The organism is Streptomyces sannanensis (assembly GCF_039536205.1).
GTDB classification, from domain to species: domain Bacteria; phylum Actinomycetota; class Actinomycetes; order Streptomycetales; family Streptomycetaceae; genus Streptomyces; species Streptomyces sannanensis.
In genome coordinates this window covers 4095166-4113792 of sequence record NZ_BAAAYL010000001.1, presented here as the reverse complement: position 1 = coordinate 4113792, position 18627 = coordinate 4095166, and the positions used below count along the sequence as shown (strand labels likewise).

Annotated in this window: 12 protein-coding genes; 5 read left to right on the top strand and 7 right to left on the bottom strand. The window is 71.0% G+C overall.

Annotated features, from left to right (window positions below; translation table 11 throughout):
* Positions 1-9 precede the first annotated feature (9 nt).
* Positions 10-1593, bottom strand: a complete 1584-nt coding sequence (guaA, locus tag ABD858_RS19540; RefSeq protein WP_345039291.1) for a glutamine-hydrolyzing GMP synthase — start codon at positions 1591-1593, stop codon at positions 10-12.
* A 309-nt stretch (positions 1594-1902) separates the two neighbouring features.
* On the opposite strand from guaA, the gene ABD858_RS19535 reads away from it, so the two are divergent.
* Together ABD858_RS19535 and ABD858_RS19530 are read left to right on the top strand one after the other, a co-directional pair.
* Positions 1903-2190, top strand: a complete 288-nt coding sequence (locus tag ABD858_RS19535) for a chorismate mutase (protein ID WP_345039288.1) — start codon at positions 1903-1905, stop codon at positions 2188-2190.
* Positions 2191-2889: 699 nt separating this feature from the next.
* Complete coding sequence (locus tag ABD858_RS19530; protein ID WP_345039286.1) at positions 2890-3939, top strand: LPXTG cell wall anchor domain-containing protein; 1050 nt, start codon at positions 2890-2892, stop codon at positions 3937-3939.
* 60 nt (positions 3940-3999) lie between these two features.
* Here ABD858_RS19530 and ABD858_RS19525 read toward each other — a convergent pair whose 3' ends face one another.
* The 6 genes from ABD858_RS19525 to ABD858_RS19500 form a co-directional block, all read right to left on the bottom strand.
* Complete coding sequence (locus ABD858_RS19525) at positions 4000-5766, bottom strand: GMC family oxidoreductase N-terminal domain-containing protein (RefSeq protein ID WP_345039284.1); 1767 nt, start codon at positions 5764-5766, stop codon at positions 4000-4002.
* 21 nt (positions 5767-5787) lie between these two features.
* Positions 5788-7404, bottom strand: coding sequence for a succinic semialdehyde dehydrogenase (locus tag ABD858_RS19520; protein WP_345039281.1), 1617 nt, complete (start codon positions 7402-7404; stop codon positions 5788-5790).
* Positions 7405-7522: 118 nt separating this feature from the next.
* Positions 7523-9142 carry a serine/threonine-protein kinase gene (locus tag ABD858_RS19515; RefSeq protein ID WP_345039279.1) on the bottom strand — a complete coding sequence of 540 codons (1620 nt, stop codon included), beginning with the start codon at positions 9140-9142 and terminating at the stop codon, positions 7523-7525.
* A gap of 66 nt (positions 9143-9208) precedes the next feature.
* On the bottom strand, positions 9209-11650 hold the full coding sequence (locus tag ABD858_RS19510) for a protein kinase (RefSeq protein ID WP_345039277.1): 2442 nt from the start codon (positions 11648-11650) through the stop codon (positions 9209-9211).
* A 149-nt stretch (positions 11651-11799) separates the two neighbouring features.
* On the bottom strand, positions 11800-13638 hold the full coding sequence (locus ABD858_RS19505) for a serine/threonine-protein kinase (protein ID WP_345039275.1): 1839 nt from the start codon (positions 13636-13638) through the stop codon (positions 11800-11802).
* Positions 13639-13821: 183 nt separating this feature from the next.
* Positions 13822-15528 (bottom strand): glycerol-3-phosphate dehydrogenase/oxidase, encoded by a 1707-nt coding sequence (locus ABD858_RS19500; protein ID WP_345039272.1) that lies wholly within the window; start codon positions 15526-15528, stop codon positions 13822-13824.
* Positions 15529-15756: 228 nt separating this feature from the next.
* On the opposite strand from ABD858_RS19500, the gene ABD858_RS19495 reads away from it, so the two are divergent.
* From ABD858_RS19495 to ABD858_RS19485, 3 genes are all read left to right on the top strand, one after another.
* Complete coding sequence (locus ABD858_RS19495) at positions 15757-17019, top strand: nucleotide sugar dehydrogenase (protein WP_345039270.1); 1263 nt, start codon at positions 15757-15759, stop codon at positions 17017-17019.
* Between the two features lie 114 nt (positions 17020-17133).
* Entirely contained in the window at positions 17134-17619 is a 486-nt protein-coding gene (locus ABD858_RS19490; protein WP_345039268.1) for a hypothetical protein, read from the top strand.
* Positions 17620-17669: 50 nt separating this feature from the next.
* Positions 17670-18626, top strand: a complete 957-nt coding sequence (locus tag ABD858_RS19485; protein WP_345039266.1) for a hypothetical protein — start codon at positions 17670-17672, stop codon at positions 18624-18626.
* Position 18627: the final 1 nt, after the last annotated feature.

Genomic DNA, 18627 nt, shown 5'->3' with positions numbered 1-18627 from the left:
CGGGGAGGGTTACTCCCACTCGATGGTGCCCGGCGGCTTGCTGGTGACGTCCAGCACCACGCGGTTGACGTCCTTCACCTCGTTGGTGATGCGCGTCGAGATCCTCGCCAGCACCTCGTACGGCAGCCGCGTCCAGTCCGCCGTCATCGCGTCCTCGGAGGAGACGGGGCGCAGAACGATCGGGTGACCGTAGGTCCGGCCGTCGCCCTGGACGCCCACCGAGCGGACGTCGGCGAGCAGCACGACCGGGCACTGCCAGATCTCGCGGTCGAGACCGGCCGCCGTCAGCTCCTCACGGGCGATGGCGTCGGCCTCACGCAGCAGGTCGAGGCGCTCGCGCGTGACCTCGCCGACGATCCGGATACCGAGTCCGGGGCCCGGGAAGGGCTGGCGCTGGACGATCTCCTCCGGCAGGCCGAGTTCCTGGCCGACCATCCGGACCTCGTCCTTGAACAGCTTGCGCAGCGGCTCGATCAGCTTGAACTCGAGGTCCTCGGGGAGGCCGCCGACGTTGTGGTGCGACTTGATGTTCGCGGTGCCGGTGCCGCCGCCGGACTCGACCACGTCCGGGTAGAGGGTGCCCTGCACCAGGAACTCGACCGGTCGGCCCTCGGCGCCCGCCTCGGCGATGATCTCCGCCTGTGCCTGCTCGAAGACCCGGATGAACTCCCGGCCGATGATCTTGCGCTTCTCCTCGGGGTCGGTGACCCCGGCCAGCGCGCCGAGGAAGCGCTCCTCCGCGTCCACGACCTTCAGCTGGACGCCCGTGGCCGCCACGAAGTCCTTCTCGACCTGCTGCGTCTCGTCCTTGCGCATCAGGCCGTGGTCGACGTACACACAGGTCAGCTGCGAGCCGATGGCCTTCTGCACCAGGGCGGCCGCGACGGCGGAGTCCACACCGCCGGACAGGCCGCAGATGGCGCGCTTGTCGCCGACGAGCTCGCGGATGGCCGCGACCTGCTCCTCGATGACATTGCCGGTGGTCCAGGTCGGCTCGATGCCGGCACCGCGGTAGAGGAAGTGCTCCAGCACCTGCTGGCCGTAGGTGGAGTGCATCACCTCGGGGTGGTGCTGCACGCCGTAGAGCTTCTTCTCGTCGTTCTCGAAGGCCGCGACCGGGACGACGTCCGTGGAGGCGGTGACGGTGAAGCCCTCGGGCGCGGCGGAGCAGGCGTCACCGTGCGACATCCACACGTCCTGCTCGGCCGGGGTGCCCTCGAAGAGCGTGGAACCGGTCCTGCTGACGTGCAGGGGCGTACGGCCGTACTCACGCGCACCGGTGTTGTCGACGGTGCCGCCGAGGGTCTGCGCCATCAGCTGGAAGCCGTAGCACATGCCGAAAATCGGGACGCCGGCCTCGAAGAGCGAGCGGTCCAGGCGCGGGGCGCCCTCCTCGTACACGGAGGACGGACCACCCGAGAGGATGATCGCCTTCGGGTTCTTCGCCAGCATCTCGGCCACAGGCATCGTGCTGGGCACGATCTCGCTGTAGACCCGGGCCTCACGGACGCGGCGGGCGATGAGCTGGGCGTACTGCGCGCCGAAGTCGACAACAAGAACGACGTCGGGGGCGGCGGGGGGTGCTGCTGGCACGGGAGCGGCCTTCCGGCGGTGGAGGGGGTCGGTATTTGTCGATTCTACCGGGGCCGGATGGCTTACTTTTCGTCTCACCATCCGAACCCGCGTTGGCACACGAAGTGCACGAGGGCATACTGACCACCATGCACACGCAGCCGACCTTCGTCTTTACCTATGGCACCGGGCCCACCGGCTGCCATGGTCGTGCTGCTTGAGCAACTGACAAGCGACTTCCCAGGCGCCCCGGGCCGACAAGGTCCGGGGCGCCTGTCGTTTCCCGGCTTTGCCGCTCCGGGGGCCGCACTCCCGACAAGGAGCCCCTCCATGAGCACCACCGCAGCGGAGCGGACCGGCGCCCGTACCGACGACGCCGCCGCGCTGATCGGCGACGCCCGTGAGCGCATCGACGCCCTCGACGACCGGATCATCGGCCTCGTCCAGGAACGGATGGCCGTCTCGGCCGTCATCCAGGAGGCCAGGATCACCTCAGGCGGCCGCCGGGTGAACCTGGCGCGCGAGATGGAGATCCTCGGCCGTTACCGTGACGCGCTCGGCAAGCCGGGCACCTCGCTGGCCATGACGCTGCTGGAGCTCTGCCGAGGCCGCGTCTGAGCCCAAACATCTGTCCCTATGCCTTCTCACCCGTACGGCGCGTGACCGCGCCCGGAGCGGCTTCGTTGTCCGGTTGTCCGTGCCAGCCAGGGGCGGGCCCGAGGAAACCACGCGTGGCTTCGCTGGAGCGTGTGACGTACCGCTGGTACGTCGTGGGACCGCGCCCCAGCGTGCGTGACCGGTCGGCAGGGGACAGCAGCCCGGTCACCCATAAGGGCGGTCGGCTCCGGGGACGCCCGGAGCCGACCGCATCCGGTCCGAACGGTTGCGTCGGCAGCAGCCAACGAGCACGATGCAGAGGCGCAGAGACAAGTCCCGCACTGCTGCACTCCCCTATTGCCAGAGGTCGACACCACTCGCGCGCGTCGCGCGCCGGGCGTACCGACCCGGCGACTCCTGACCGCGGCGCCACCCCCCGGCGCCGCCCCCGGCACCGCCGCTGCCCTGACGCCGGTGCCAACGGCCCAGGGCCCCGCGAACCAGGTTTGCGCGGGGCCCTTCGCTCGGCGGCAGCCGACGCAACGGTCATGTGGCCGAGGTCACATAAGAATGGGGTAAAGGCGAGGACAACCATTCACCGCCGTTGCAGGTCATGCATGCGGAAACAACGGCCCCACCCGTAACACCCTTCGGGAGGGCGGGCCGTCTCACTCTTCCGTACTGCACAGCAGCGGTACGCCGGACTTCTTTGAGGTCTTCATGAAGCTTCGCCGCGCCATGGCCGTTGCGGCCGCGACGGCTGTCATAGCTCCCGCCGCTTTCCTGGCGGCGCCTTCCGCGTTCGCGGACGACAACAACCCCGGCACCACCCAGACCACCACCGGCACCACGACCGAGGACCCGGCCAAGCCGACCGAGGACCCGGCCAAGCCCACTGAGGACCCGGCCAAGCCGACCGAGGACCCCGCCAAGCCCACTGAGGACCCGGCCAAGCCGACCGAGGACCCCGCCAAGCCCACTGAGGACCCGGCCAAGCCGACCGAGGACCCCGCCAAGCCGACCGAAGACCCGGCCAAGCCCACTGAGGACCCCGCCAAGCCGACCGAGGACGACGACGAGGAGTGGTGCGAGGACGCCACCGTCGACGTCAGCCTCTCCGGCTTCCCGAACAAGATCGTCGCGGGCAGCGGCTGGAAGAACTTCAAGCTGAACGTCGCGAACACCGGCGAGTCGGACATCGAGGAGCTGGAGACCTTCGCCTTCGCCTCCTACGAGAACGACCTCGACGAGAGCACGTCCAACAAGCTGGTCGAGAAGTACGCGCACTTCGAGATGCGTGACCCGGAGTCCGGTAAGTGGACGAAGGACTTCACGATGGGCAACGAGAACAACGGCTACTTCGCCGGCTCTTTCTCCCTCGACGCCGGCCAGAAGGTCTCCATCGACCTGCGCCTGAAGATCGACAAGGCCGCGCCCGCGGGCAGCGCCATCGCGCTCGTCATCGGTGGGGACGCCAACGAGAACGGCTCGGACTGCGCCTTCGACGGCGAGGAGTACCCGCTCCAGATCATCGCGGGCGGCGGCGACGCCGGGAACGTCGACGACTCGAAGCCGAACGGTGAGAAGCCGTCCAACGACGTCAAGCCGCAGGGCGGCCCGGCCAAGCCGATCAACGTCACGGGCAACCTGGCCGAGACCGGTTCGTCCTCGATGCTGCCGGCCCTCGGTCTCGCCGGCGGTATCGCCGTCGTCGCCGGTGCCGGTGTCGTCTTCGCGATGAAGCGCCGCAAGGGCGACGCCACCGCGTAAGGGACAACGCCCCTGACAGAGGGAGCTGCGCTCGGAGGGGGGCGCAGCTCCCTCTTGCGTTCACGGCTGCTTCGGCGGAACCGGCGGGATGCCGAGGAACGGCAGCCGCAGAGCGCCGAAGGCATCGGCGGGGACCGACGGGGACCTGGGCGCGACCGGCGTCAGCCGGACGTAAGGAGAGCCCTGCGCCGGGCGGGCATCGGTCTCGCCGTTGTTGGGCCAGAAAGACATGGCACGCTCGGCCTGGGCCGTGATCGTCAGCGAGGGGTTGACTCCGAGGTTCGCCGAGACCGACGCACCGTCGACGACGGAGATGCCCGGATGGCCATAGAGGCGGTGGTACGGGTCGATGACACCTTCGTCCGCCGAGGCACCGATCGGGCAGCCGCCCAGGAAGTGGGCGGTCAGGGGCGTGCCCATGAGCTCCCCGATGTTCGAGCCGGGGAAGCCGCCGATCTCCTCGGCGAGGAGGGATGCGGCCCGGGTGCCCTCGGGGATCTGCTGGGGGTTGGGAGATCCGTGGCCCTGACGCGCGGTCAGCAGTCCCTTCCCGATTCCGCGCCGTTTGCGATACGTCGTCAGCGAGTTGTCCAGGGACTGCATGACGAGGCCGATGATGGTCCGCTCCGACCAGCGGTGGTTGGACAGGGAGCGGGCGGCGAGCGAGGGGTGGCGCAGTACCCGGACGAGCCAGCCGAGGACGCGCCGGTCGCCGTACGGGACCTGGAGGATGGACATCGCGCCCATCGCGTTCGACCCCTTGCCGTAACGGACGGGCTCGATGTGCGTGTTCTCGTCGGGGTGGACCGACGACGTGATGGCGACGCCGCGCGTGAAGTCGAGCGTGCGCGCCGGGTGCTTGCGGCGGTAGCGCCGGTCGTCGGTCTGCGCGCCCACGAGGGCCTCGGAATTGGTGCGGGTCAGTTCGCCGAGCCTGCCGGACAGGCGTGTCAGGAGGCCGCGGTCGCGCATGGTGTGGAGCAGGGTCTGCGTGCCGTACGTGCCCGCGGCCAGGACGACCCGGCGGGCGCGCAGCACACGGCGCGGGCCCTTGCGCCGCCGGTCGGTGGAGACGCTGGTGACGCGGTACCCGCCGTCCCCGTCCTCGGTGACGGCGACCACCGTGGTCATCGGGTGGACCACGGCTCCGGCCCGCTCGGCGAGGAAGAGATAGTTCTCGTTCAGCGTGTTCTTGGCGCCGTGGCGGCATCCGGTCATGCACTCGCCGCATTCGGTGCAGGCCCGGCGGGACGGACCCGCACCGCCGAAGTAGGGGTCCGGGACCTCCGTGCCCGGCGCGGCCTTCGCCGTACCGTCGGCGTCGGCGCCGTCGCCGTAGAAGACGCCCACCGGCGCCATGTGGAAGGTGTCCCCCACCCCCATCGCCTCGGCCGTCGCCTTGAGATGGACGTCGGAGGACGTCATGGTGGGGTTCAGCCGCACACCGAGCATCCGCCGCGCCTGGTCGTAGTAGGGCTTCAGCTCCTCCTGCCAGTCGGTGATGCCGGCCCACTGGCGGTCCTCGAAGAAGGCCGCCGGCGGTACGTACAGGGTGTTGGCGTAGTTGAGCGAGCCGCCGCCGACGCCCGCGCCGGCCAGGACCATGACATTGCCCAGCAGATGGATGCGCTGGATGCCGTAGAGGCCGAGAGCCGGGGCCCAGAGGTAGTTCTTCAGGTCCCAGGAGTTCTTCGGCAGCGACTGCCGGGCGAAGCGGCGGCCGGCTTCGAGTACGCCGACCCGGTAGCCCTTCTCGGTCAGGCGCAGGGCCGACACCGAGCCGCCGAAGCCGGATCCGACGACAATGACGTCGTAGTCGTATGACATGAGCGGGCTCCTTGTCGGCAGCTAGCGCAGGTGGAGGGACTTCATGACGCGCAGGCTGCGGCTCATGAAGGCCGCGTACTTCTCGTCGTCCATACCGAAGGCCGGGCCTATCGGCATCAGCCGCTGCTGCGCGATCGTCTGGCCCTCGGTGTACTTGAGGATGCCCTCGGAGCCGTGCCGGCGGCCGAGGCCCGAGTCCTTCATGCCGCCCATGGGCGACTGGACGCTGCCGTACGCCGAGGCGTACCCCTCGTTGATGTTGACGGTGCCGGTGCGCAGCCGGGCGGCGACCTGATGTCCGCGCTTGGCGTCGCGCGTCCAGACACTGGAGTTCAGGCCGTACGGAGTGGCGTTGGCGAGGCCGATGGCCTCCTCCTCTTCCGTGAAGCGGTAGAGGGAGACGACCGGGCCGAAGGTCTCCTCGGTGCACACGGCCATCGGTGCCTCGACGCCCTCCAGGATGGTCGGCTCGTAGAAGAGCGGGCCGATGTCGGGCCGGTGGACGCCGCCCGCGACGAGCTTGGCGCCCTTGGCGACGGCCTCCTCCACATGGCGCTTGACCGTCTCCAGCTGGGCTTCGCCGACCAGCGACCCCATGTCGGCGCCGTACGCGAGCGCGCTGCCGAGGCGCAGTGCCTTTGTACGGGCCGCGAAGCGCTCCACGAAAGCGTCGGCGACCGACTCGTGGACGTAGAGACGCTCGATGGAGATGCACAGCTGGCCCGCGGAGGAGAAGCAGGCACGGGCGGCGCCCGCCGCGGCCTTCTCGATGTCGGCGTCGTGCAGCACCAGCATGGCGTTCTTGCCGCCGAGTTCGAGCGTGACACCGATCAGACGGGCGGCTGCCGCCTGGGCGACCTCGCGGCCGGTGCGGGTGGAGCCGGTGAAGGAGACGTAGTCGGCGTGCTTGACGACTGCGGGACCGACGACCGGGCCGTCACCGAGGACGACCTGGAAGACCTCGGCCGGCAAGCCCGCTTCGATGAGCAGGTCGCGGGCCCACAGGGCGGTCAGCGCGGTCTCGGTGTCGGGCTTCATGACGACGGCGTTGCCGGTGACGAAGGCGGGCAGCGCATCGCCGACCGACAGCTCGAGCGGGTAGTTCCAGGGCGAGATGTGGCCGACGACTCCGCGCGGCTGCCGCAGTTCGGAGACCTTGGTGAGGACGGGCACGGCGCCGGTGTGCCGCTTGGGCCGGAGGTAGGAGGGCGCCTTGCGGCCGTAGTGGCGGGCGACGACGGCAACCGCCTGAACCTCCTCGTGGGCGTGCAGCCGGGCCTTGCCGGTCTCCAGCTGGATGAGATCGAGGATTTCCGCCTGGCGCTGGAGTACGAGGTCGTGGAAACGGAGCAGTACGGCTGCCCGCTGCCGCACGGGTGTGGCGGCCCAGGTGGGCTGGGCGGCGCGGGCCCGCTCGAAGGCGGTGGCCACGTCCTCCGGGGTGGACTCGGGCAGGTCGGCGAGCTTCTCCCCGGTGAACGGGGTGTGGTTGGCGGTGCGGCCGGAGCCGACGACTCCGCGGGTGAGCTGGGCGACCACCTCGGGCGTGACGACGTCGGCGGCGGTGCGCACGCCGGCCGGAGCCGGGGCGGTCGGGTTGGTGCCGAGGGGGCCGACAGTGGTCTGCGAGTCCGTCATGAGGGCGAGCGTATGACGCCGCAGGCGGTTTCGGTACCCGCCGGTAACACCTTTTCAGGACCCTCACCATCGCGCCAGTGATCGCTGGCGACATAACCCCTGATCAGGGGCTTGTCCGCTAGGGCCGCGGCTGCCAGCCCTGCAGTACGGTGTCGAACTGCTCACGTGTCTTCGCCCAGTCCTTCTCGGGGCCGGACATGTAGATGGCGTATTCGGTGCGGCCGTCTTCGGAGTAGTACATCTGGTCGATCGCGTGCCGCCTGCCCGGATGATCCCTTTCCTCGTTCCAGGTGAACTCCCAGAGCGAGGCGGCCAGGTCCCGGTAGTGATTGGCGCCCAGGCTGACGCGCCGGTACTCGGGCAGTCTCTTGGCCAGCGCCTTCTCCACATTCAGCATGTGCAGGTGCGGGGTCTCGAAGTCGGGCGAGTGGTCGATCGCGATACGGATGCGGTGCGCGCCGTCGTCCGGGGTGTAGTCGATCTGGTCGCCCTCCACCCGGCGCTTCCAGCCGTCCGGTACGAGCAGACTGAAACCCGCCGGATCCTGGACGCGCTTCCAGCCGGTGCGTGCGGCCGGCTCGCTCGGGCTTCCCGACGGGGTACCGGCCGAAGGGCTCGTCGTCGCGGGGCCGGCCGTCGGGGGACCTTCCGTGACCGGGCTCCTGCCCTTGTCACCGCCGCCCGGGTCCTTCAGATCCGGGTACTTCAGAACGGCCAGACCGACAGCACCGCCGACGGCCGCGGCCAGCACGATCACCACGGCGGCGACCCTCGGGCCGGACCGGGTCCGCCCCTGCGACGGAACGGGTGGGTCCGGCGCGGCGGCCCGGGCCGTGACGGTGTGCAGCGTCTCCGCCGGCACCCGCTGGGTCGGGACGTACGCCTGGGCCGTCCTGGGCTCACGCCCCTCCATCGCGTCCAGCAGCATCCGCTCGGCCTCCGCCGCCGAGGGCCGCTCCTCCGGCTCCTTGCACAGCAGCGCGGTGATGACGGGCGCGAGCGGACCGGCGTGGACGCAGGTCGGCGGCTCGTCTTGCACCACCGCCTGCATGGTGCTGATGGGAGAGGTGCGCCGGAAGGGGGAGCCGCCGCCCTCGACGGCACTGTGCAGGGTGGCGCCCAGCGACCACAGGTCGGACGCCGGGCGGGGAGCGCCGCCGCGCACCCGCTCGGGGGCCAGATAGTCGATGGACCCGACCAGTTCGCCTGTCCTGGTGATGGACGAGTCGCCCTCGATCGCGGCTATGCCGAAATCGGTGAGCAGCACCCGGCCGTCCTTGGCCAGCAGCACATTGCCGGGCTTGACGTCCCGGTGCACCACCCCCGCGGCGTGCGCGGCGCGCAGCGCGCCCAGGACGTGCAGGCCTATGCGCGCCGCCTCACGCGACTCGATCCTGCCGCTCGCCTTGGCGGCTTCGGCGAGCGAGGGCCCGTCGACGTACTCCATGACGATCCATGGGCGGCCGTCGTGTTCGAGTACGTCATGGACGGTGACGACACCGGGGTGGTTGATCCGGGCGGCGGCCCGGGCCTCCTTCTGCGTACGGGCGTGCATGACGGACCGGTCGGCCTCGGAGACATACAGACCGGCCGTCAGTTCCTTGACGGCCACGATCCGGTGCAGCACCTCGTCGTGGGCCCGCCAGACCTTGCCCATGCCGCCGCGGCCGATGGCCTCGGCCAGCCTGTAGCGTCCGGCCAGCACAAGCCCCGCGCTCGTCCTGTGACTGTGTTCCACGTACCCGCCCCGTTCCTAGAAATGCCAGAGTACGGAGCGAATTCGGGCCATGGAAGCGCGGGTCGGTCAACTGTTCACACGGTAGGTCGCCGAGGTCTGCTCGTAGATCTCGGTGACCCGGTCCCGCTGGGCTTCCGGGCCGATCACCTGCACGACGTGGTACCGGCCGTCGACGATCATCGCCAGGTTGCGGACGTACACCTCGCGGCCGCTGCTGTCCTGCCAGGTGAACTGCCCCTCGGCCATGGCGCGCTGCCCCACGTCGATCCGGCGCAGTCCGGTGGCGGTGGACCAGGTGGAGTCCCGGAACGGCTGGAGCTCGCGCTCCTTGTCGCGCTGGTACACCATGGGGTCGGGGCCGTTGGCCTTGACGGTGTCCCGGCCGGGCACGACGACCAGCTCGAAGTCGCCGCCGAGGTAGCGGACTTGACCGGCGTCGTTGACGGGACGACGGCTCCAGTCCTTGTCGATGGCGATCTCGAAACCCTCGGGGTCCTTGCGAAGCTCGTAGCCCCGGGCGAGATCACCGGTTTTCGCCGGGTCCCCGGACCGGGACGGCTGTGCGACCGGGCTCTGCGCGGGCCGCGCCTTCGGCGAGGCGGTGGCGGGGGCGCCACTGGTGGCGGGATCCGGGCGTTTCTCCCCCTCCCCCGCCTTGGGCATGAACAGCACCGCGTACGCCACCGCGCCGGCGAGCCCGAGCAGCACCAGGAGCAGCAGCGTGCGGCCGAACGCGCGCGGCTTCCGCTGCTGCGCTTGACGGTGGCGGCCGTGTGCGGGGGCGGCGACGGACGAGGGAGTACGGCGTCTGCGTACGAGCTCGCCACGGCGTCGTACGACGGGCAGTCGCGCGGCATCCCGCTCCGGGGCCGGCAACGGTACGACCCGGCTCCCGGCATCCGGCTCGGGAGCCGACCGTACGATCGAGCGCAGCCAGCCGCTCAGCTCCTCGAAGTCAGGGCGCTCGGTCGGGTCCTGACGCAGCAGCGACTCCACGACGGGACGGAGCGGGCCGCAGTCCTCGGCGAACGCGGGCGGCTCCGCGCAGACGAGCTGAACCAGCTCGGCCGCGCTCTCCTCGGGGTACGGGGCATGCCCCTGCACGACACGGAAGAGCACCGCGCCGAGCGCCCACAGATCCGTGGCCGGCCCGACGGGAGCCGCCAACTGCCAGTTCCCCTGCACCGGTCCGGCCTGCTCGGGCGCCCAGCGCTCGGTGACGGCCCCGACGGCGGCGATCCGCGCCTGCCGGGCCCGCTCGGCGGCCAGCGGCGTGGTCGGCCCGTGGAAGCCTGCGGTGGGCTCGCCCCATCCATCGGTGCCGGATGCGGGGGCGGGCGTCCCGGCGGCCGCCTCCACGGTGGTGGCGTGTCCGGTGCGGGCGAGGCCGTCGGCAGTGTCGAGCAAGGGCCGGCGCGCAGCGGGGACCTGCGGAGCACCCGCGGGCGGGGGCATGGGAGCCATGCCCGGCGTGCCGGATGCCCGGCCCGGGGCGCCTGGCGTCCCCGGTGCCGAAGCCGATGCCGGGTACGGCCTGCTGGCGGGGCCCGCGTAGGGCGCCTCGGGCGCCTCGCGGAGCCCGGTCTGCAGGGGCTGCGAAGCCGGGGCGGCACCGTCGGCCGCGGCACCGCCGCCCCAGGGCGCGCTCCCGGAGCGAGGGACGACGGCCCCGGCGGCGGAGTGCCCGTCCTCACCGGCGCGGGCCGCGGCCCTGGCGCCCGCGGTGTAGGCGGCGATGGCCTCGGCTCGCGCGGCACGGGAGTCCCCTGCGGCGCCACCGGCCACGGCCCGCGCGCCGGGTTCGGCAGTGGTGTACGGGCCGCCGTCGGGCAGAGCGGGGACCGTTCCCTGCCCGGCCGGAGGACCTGGCGGGGCCGGGGTCCGGTCGGCCGGGACCGGGGCGTAACCGCAGAGGGCCTCCTCCGCGGCGCCCGCCGCCAGGCCGGTGAGGACGACACGGCCGTCGTCACAGACCAGCACCGTGCGGACGGTGATGTTCCGGTGGGTCCAGCCGTGCGCGTGCAGCACGCGCAGCGCCGCCAGCACGTCCGAGGCGACCTCCGCCGCCCGATAGGGGGTCAGCGGCCGCTCGGCAAGCAGCGCTGCCAGCGGTCGTGCCTCGACCAGTTCGCTCACTATCCACAGCGAGCCGCCCTCGGCGAACACGTCGAAGACCTGGTCGAGCCGAGGATGGTCGGGTATCCGGGCAGCTGCCTCGGCAGCTTCGACGGCGCGCCGCACCGCGGGATCGGCCGGTGAGCGCAGCGGGGCGGGGGGCCTTCCGGACCGAAGGTTCTGCGGGGGCGTGATACCCCCGGACGCCGTGGCGGCGCCGTCCGCGTCGAGCAGCTCCGCGTCCACTGTCTCGGGCAGCGGCACCTGCCGCAGCAGGACTTCCTGCCCGCTGTAGGTGTCGAAGGCGCGGGTCTCCACCAGCTCGTACTCGTCGGAGGGCGGCATCGGCAGGCGGTAGCGGTCGGCGAGCACCCGTCCCGCGTAGTCGTCCACGACGCCTCCCCACAGCGCGCTGTCCCCCGGCCCCCAAACCGCCACAGACCGTCAGTTCCGGTCGATTACCGGCTCGTTGTGGCTGCGTACGGTCCGCGGCCTCTCACGATACGTTGCCGATCGCCACGGCGCGGACCGGATGGCAAGACTCAGGAGCCCGAGGACGGCTGGAAGGTGCTGAAGAACGTCGCCAGCGTCTGCTGGGTGGCGCTCGAGTTCCAGTCCGCGTCCTTGGCCGTGTACATGATTCCGTAGCCGAGGTGCCCGTTGACGACGAATCCGCGGTCCACGCTGTGCCGGCGAACGCCGTTCTCGCTGAAGGTGAACTCCCAGTCGGCGGCGTTCCAGCCTCGGTAGTCGACGGCGTCGATCTTCACGCGCTGGTATCCGCCGCGCCGCATGCCGGTCTCCTGGTTGAGCCAGTCACTCACCGGGTTGTCCTTGGGCGTGCTGGTCCACCCCACCAGCAGCTTCTGACCGTCGGGCCCGGCGAAATGGGCACCGGCGGAGCCGGTCCTGAGGTAACTCCAGCCCGTGGGCAGGCCGATGGAGAAGCCCTGGGAATGGCGGTACGTCGTGCTGTCGCCGGGGGCGACGCCGCCCTTCTCCTGACCCTTGCCCTGGTCGTCCTTGCCCTTGTCCGGGTCGTCCTTGCCCTGGTCGTCGTCCTTGCCGCTGGGAGAAGGAGAGTTCGTACCCGGCTCCAGGCCGGATCCGCCCGAGGCCGGGGCCTTGTCACCGCCGGCCGAACCGCCCGAGGCGGCGGCCGCCGACTTGTCGGCCTCGGGCCTGTCACCGCCCGCGTTGTCGTCACCGCCGTTCAGGACGAGCACGAGGACAAGGCCGAGAACGGCGAGCGCGGCCACGACCGAGACGATGACAAGTGTGCGGCGCGGCACGACGTCGGTGATCGGCGCCCGCTGGGGTGCCTTCGGCCCGGCGTCCGCGCCCGGCTGCGCCGCGGCCGCGTTGCGCACGGAGCGCAGCGCGCCGCGCACCCGGTCGACGGCGGCGTCGGCCGTTTCCTTGGCCGCGGTGGCCTTCCCGGCCTCGGCAGGGGGCGTCGGCGGCAGCGCCACCACCCGGGTGGCGTCCAGCGACCCGGGCTCGTCCGGGCGCTCCTCCGGCGCATGGATGGCGTCGTTGAGCAGCTTCCGCGCGCCGGCGTCGTCGAGCCGCTGGTCGGGATCCTTGGCCAGCAGCCCGCAGATGACGTCACTGAGCCGGCCGGCATTCTTGGGCGGGTCGAGCGGCTCGGTCATCACGGCGGTGAGGGTCGCGATCGCGGAACCCTTGTCGTACGGCGGTACGCCCTCCACCGCGGCGTACAGCAGGCCGCCGAGCGACCACAGGTCGGCGGCCGGACCGGGCTTGTGGCCTCGGGCGCGCTCGGGCGAGATGTACGAGGGAGCGCCGACGAGCATGCCGGTCGAGGTGATGGACGGGTCGCCCTCGACCTGGGCGATACCGAAGTCGGTGAGGACGACTCTGCCGTCGTCGGCGATGAGCACGTTGGACGGCTTCACATCGCGGTGCAGAATGCCCTCTCGGTGCGCGGCGCGCAGGACGTCGAGGATCGCGAGGCCGACTTCACCGGCGCGACCCGGCGTCAAGGGTCCGTCCTCGCGGATGACGTCGGCGAGCGAGCGGCCCTCGATGAGTTCCATGACGATCCACGGCCGGTCGTCCTCGCTGACGACGTCGTAGACGGTCACGGCACCGTTGTTGCGGATCCGGGCGATCGCCTTGGCCTCGCGCAGCGTTCGCGTGATGAGCCGGCGCTTCTCCTCCTCGTCGATGCTGGTGGGAAAGCGCAGCTCCTTCACCGCGACGGTCCGGCCGAGCGTCTCGTCGACAGCCCGCCACACCGTGCCCATCCCGCCCCGGCCGAGGACGTCCCCCAGCCGGTAACGCCCTGACAGGAGACGTCCGTCCGCATCCCCCCGGGGTTCCCGCGCCGTGTTCTGCGACTTCTCCGCCTCCGACATGCGTCCCCTCTGCGATTCCCGATCTTCGCCCGCCCCGCCGATTCTGGACTCGCGCCGCGTCCAGGGGTGACGAAGTAACCCGCCCTGGCAGAGCCTCTATTGTCACTCACCCGCGGACCGGCATTCGTCCCGGGTCCGCCCACCTCTGGGATTGGCCGGAAAGCGGACCGACGGCACGGGGATTCAGAGTGGCACGATGTCCGGTGCTCCGAGGCGGGCGGCGTCGGCCGTCAGGTCGTCGGGCTGCCGCTGCGATTCGCGCTCGGCCTCCACCCGCTTGTCGTAGTGCTCCACCTCCTTCTCTATCTGCTCCTTGTCCCAGCCCAGCACCGGTGCCATCAGCTCCGCGCACTCGCGTGCGGTGCGCGTCCCGCGGTCGAAGGTCTCGATCGAGATGCGCGTACGCCGCGTCAGTACGTCGTCCAGATGGCGCGCCCCCTCGTGCGAGGCGGCGTACACCACCTCGGCCCGCAGATAGTCGTCCGCCCCGGCGAGCGGCTCGCCGAGCGCGGGGGTGGCGGCGATGAGCTCCAGCAGTTCTTCGGCCATCGAGCCGTATCTGTTCAACAGATGCTCGACGCGTGCCACATGGAGACCGGTGCGGGCGGCTGTCCTCGCCCGCGCGTTCCACAGGGCCCTGTATCCTTCGGCGCCCAGCAGCGGGGTGTCCTCCGTGACGCAGACGGCCACCCGCTGGTCGAGGGCGTGCACCGCCTCGTCCACCGCGTCCTTCGCCATCACCCGGTACGTCGTGTACTTGCCGCCCGCGACGACGACGAGCCCGGGCACCGGATGGGCCACCGTGTGCTCCCGGCTCAGCTTGCTCGTCGCGTCGGACTCCCCGGCCAGCAGCGGCCGCAGTCCCGCGTACACCCCCTGCACATCGTCCCGGGTGAGCGGCACGGCGAGCACGGAGTTCACATGCTCCAGCAGATAGTCGATGTCCGCGCTGGACGCGGCCGGATGGGCCTTGTCGAGGTCCCAGCCGGTGTCCGTCGTCCCCACGATCCAGTGCCTGCCCCACGGGATGACGAACAGCACGGACTTCTCGGTCCGCAGGATCAGTCCGGTCGCGGAATGGATGCGGTCCTTGGGCACGACCAGATGGATACCCTTGGACGCCCTGACATGGAACTGGCCGCGCTCCCCGACCATCGCCTGGGTGTCGTCCGTCCACACGCCGGTGGCGTTGACGATCTGCTTGGCATGGATCTCGTACTCCCCGCCGGCCTCCACATCCTTGACCCGGGCCCCGACGACACGCTCACCCTCGCGCAGAAAACCGGTCACCCGCGCCCGGTTGGCCACCTGGGCGCCATAACTCGCGGCCGTACGCACCAGAGTGGTCACGAACCGGGCGTCGTCCATCTGGGCGTCGTAGTACTGCAACGCACCCACCAGTGCGTCCTTCTTCAGGCAGGGCGCGACCCGCAGTGCCCGGCGCCTGCTCAGATGACGGTGGACGGGCAGGCCCCGGCCGTGCCCGGACGACACCGACATCGCGTCGTACAACGCCACGCCGGACCCGGCGTACATCCGCTCCCATCCCCTGTGCTGCAACGGATAGAGGAACGGCACCGGCTTGACCAGATGCGGGGCCAGCCGTTCCAGCAGCAGCCCACGCTCCTTCAGCGCCTCGCGCACCAGCGCGAAGTCCAGCATCTCCAGATAGCGCAGCCCGCCGTGAATCAGCTTGCTCGACCGGCTCGACGTGCCCGAGGCCCAGTCCCGTGCCTCGACCAGACCAGTCGCGAGGCCACGTGTCACGGCGTCGAGTGCCGTGCCCGCGCCGACCACGCCCGCACCGACGACCAGCACGTCCAGTTCCCGCTCGGCCATCCCGGCGAGTGCTTCGGCGCGCTGTGCGGGCCCCAGGGTCGCTGTCCTCACTGCTGCCTCCCGTTGAGATCCGGGTCACGGGGTCAGGTCACGCACATTCGATTCTGACCGCGGTCCCCGACTTCAGCCACCGCCTGTGGACAACACTCGGAGGATCATCGGCGCGGAATACACCATGTAGGTCATATTTACTCCTAGTGTGACATTGCGTAGCCCTCATTCTGTCCACCGGGGTTGCGCATTCTGCTCCCGCCCGCTAGGGAAGGACGGCCACCGCCCATGCCCGCAGATCTCGCCGTCATCGGACTCGGCCACCTCGGTCTGCCTCTCGCCCAGGCCGCCGTGGCCTCGGGAATCGAAACCGTCGGCTATGACACCGACGGCCGCACACTCGCCGAACTCACCGCGGGACGCACTCCCGTCGAGGGCCCGCTCACCGCCGCCGACATCCGCCGGATGCTCTCGGGGGGCTTCCGGACCGCCACCGACCCGGCCGAGCTCGGCCGGGTCCGTACCGCCGTCATCTGCGCTCCCACCCCACTCGGCACAGACCTCACCCTCGACCTCGCCGCGGTCGGCGACGCCACACGGGTGCTCGCCGCGCGGCTGCGCCCGCACACCACCGTGCTCCTCGAATCACCCGTACCGCCCGGCACCACCGAGCACTTCCTCCGGCCCCTCCTCGAAGAGGGATCGGGCCTCCGGGCCGGCCGCGACTTCCATCTCGCGTACTCCCCCAGCCGTCTCGACCCCGGCGGCCGCACCCACACCTACGCCAACACCCCCAGGGTCATCGGCGGTCTCACACCGGCCTGCACCGAATCCGCCGCCGCCTTCTACGGGCGCCTCACCGACAAGGTCGTCCGCGCACGCGGCCCGCGCGAGGCGGAGATGACCAAACTCCTCGAAACCAACTACCGCCACGTCAACATCGCCCTGGCCAACGAGATGGCCGTGCTCTGCCACGACCTCGGCGTCGACCTCTGGGACGTCATCCGCTGCGCGGAGACCAAGCCGTTCGGCTTCCAGGCCTTCCGGCCCGGCCCCGGAGTCGGCGGCCACGGTGTCCCCGTCGACCCGGGCTACCTTCCGTACACCAGCCGCACGCCCGGCCATCCGCTGCGCATGGTGGGGCTGGCACGCGAGATCAACACACAGATGCCGCAGTACGTGATCCAGCGCTGCACCATGCTGCTCAACGAGTACGGAAAATCCGCGCGCGGGGCCCGAGTCCTGCTCCTCGGCGTCACCTACAAGCCCGACCTCGCCGACCAGGAGGGCTCGCCCGCACGCGAGATCGCCTGCCGCCTCATGGACATGGGCGCCCAGATCGGTTACCACGACCCGTACGTCCCCGACTGGCGGGTCCGCGACCAGCCGGTCCCCCGCGCCGACTCTCTGTACGAGGCGGCGGCCGGCGCCGACCTGACGGTGCTGCTCCAGCACCACCGCACCTACGACCTCCAGGGCCTCGCGGTGAAAGCCCAACTGCTCCTCGACACCCGCGGCGCGACCCCGGTGGGAGCCGCCCACCGACTGTGAGAAGGAGGCGAAGCCGGTTCGATCAATTGCCCCCTTGTCATAGCGGACTGCTAACCTCCAGGACCGTTGCTCGCACATTTGTGCGCATGTCGCTTCCCAGGGGGGATTCCCAGCATGAGCCAGTCCGTTCCGCCGGCCGGCAACCCGTTCGCCGACGGTGCCGCCCCGGTCGCCCCGACCCCGCCGCCGGCGCCCGCCCGCGACAACATCGGCCTCGGCCTGCTGGTCGCCGTCGTCACCGCGCTCGTCGCCGCGGGCGTCTACGGGGGCATCGCCGGCGCCATCGAGCGCGAGATCGGCTGGGCCGCCGTCGGTGTCGGCTTCGTCATCGGCCTCGCCTCCGGAAAGGCCGGCGGTGGCAGTCCGGTGCTCGCCGGTGCGAGCGCGCTGCTCTCGCTGGGAGCCGTCTATCTCGGCCAGCTGGTCGCCATCGCCGTGATCGCCGCCAAGGAGTTCGACTCCTCCTTCACCAAGATGTTCTTCGACCGCTTCGACCTGCTGACCCAGGCGTGGAAGGAGAGCACGGACGCCATGACGTTCCTCTTCTTCGCCATCGCGGCCGTGGCCGCCTTCTCCGGCGCCAAGAAGGCCGCGGCCTGACCCACCCCCGGGAGCCGACCGGGGAAGCGGCGCTGCCTATGATCCGGCGCGTGTCATTTGCCGCGCCGTCGTCACGGCCCCAGTTCGATCCCACCGTCGTCCACCCCCCGCTCGCCCAGCTGCGCGGTTTCGTCATCGCTCAGGACTGGGCGGGTGTCGCGGATGTGTTCGCACAGCTCCAGGACGAGGACCAGAAGGCCTCCGCCGCCGGCGTCGTCGGCCGTACCGCCGGCTCGGAGCACTTCCTCCGGCAGACCGCCGACCGCCTGCCGTCGGAGACGCTGCCGCGGGTCCTGCTCGCCGACCGCCTGATCGCCCAGGGCGCGGAGATACGTACCGCGGCCAGGGCCAAGGACGTCTCGCGCGAGCAGTTCGACGCGTTCCACGACCATCTGCGCCGCGCCGAGGCGCTGCTGATCGACGTCTGCGCGATGGAGCCCGGCAACGCCCTCGCCTGGCTGCTGCGGATCACCACCGCGCTCGGCCTGCAACTCGGCCGGAGCGAGACCCGCCGCCGCTACGACCGGCTGGCCGAGCATCACCCCGACCACTGGGCCGCCGAGGGAGCGCTGCTCCAGCAGCTCTGCCCCAAATGGGGCGGCTCCTGGGAGGCGGCCTTCGCCTTCGCCCGCGAGTGCGCCGCCGCGGCCCCGCCCGGCAGCCCCTGCCACACACTGATCGCCCAGGTGCATCTGGAGCGCTGGCTCGACCTCGGCGGCCGCGAGGGCGCGGCCTATCTCAGCTCTCCCGGAGTGCGTGCCGAACTGCAGGCCGCGGCGGCCTCCTCGGTGTTCCACCCGCGGTTCCGGGCCGGCTTCCACTGGGTCTCCGCACACGGCTACTTCGCCGCCGTCCACTCCCTGGCCGGCAACCACGCGGACGCCGCACCGCACTTCCGCGCCCTGGGCGACCGCGCGACCGAGCACCCGTGGGACTATCTCGGCGACCCCGAGGCCGAGTTCGTACGCCACCGCAAGACCGCGCTGGCGCAGGGCCGAGAGGGCTGAC

Coding starts and splice junctions, on each gene's coding strand:
- ABD858_RS19520 (WP_345039281.1), bottom strand. CDS start 7,404: ATGACGGACTCGCAGACCACTGTCGGCCCCCTCGGCACCAACCCGACC.
- ABD858_RS19530 (WP_345039286.1), top strand. CDS start 2,890: ATGAAGCTTCGCCGCGCCATGGCCGTTGCGGCCGCGACGGCTGTCATA.
- ABD858_RS19495 (WP_345039270.1), top strand. CDS start 15,757: ATGCCCGCAGATCTCGCCGTCATCGGACTCGGCCACCTCGGTCTGCCT.
- ABD858_RS19535 (WP_345039288.1), top strand. CDS start 1,903: ATGAGCACCACCGCAGCGGAGCGGACCGGCGCCCGTACCGACGACGCC.
- ABD858_RS19490 (WP_345039268.1), top strand. CDS start 17,134: ATGAGCCAGTCCGTTCCGCCGGCCGGCAACCCGTTCGCCGACGGTGCC.
- ABD858_RS19505 (WP_345039275.1), bottom strand. CDS start 13,638: ATGTCGGAGGCGGAGAAGTCGCAGAACACGGCGCGGGAACCCCGGGGG.
- ABD858_RS19525 (WP_345039284.1), bottom strand. CDS start 5,766: ATGTCATACGACTACGACGTCATTGTCGTCGGATCCGGCTTCGGCGGC.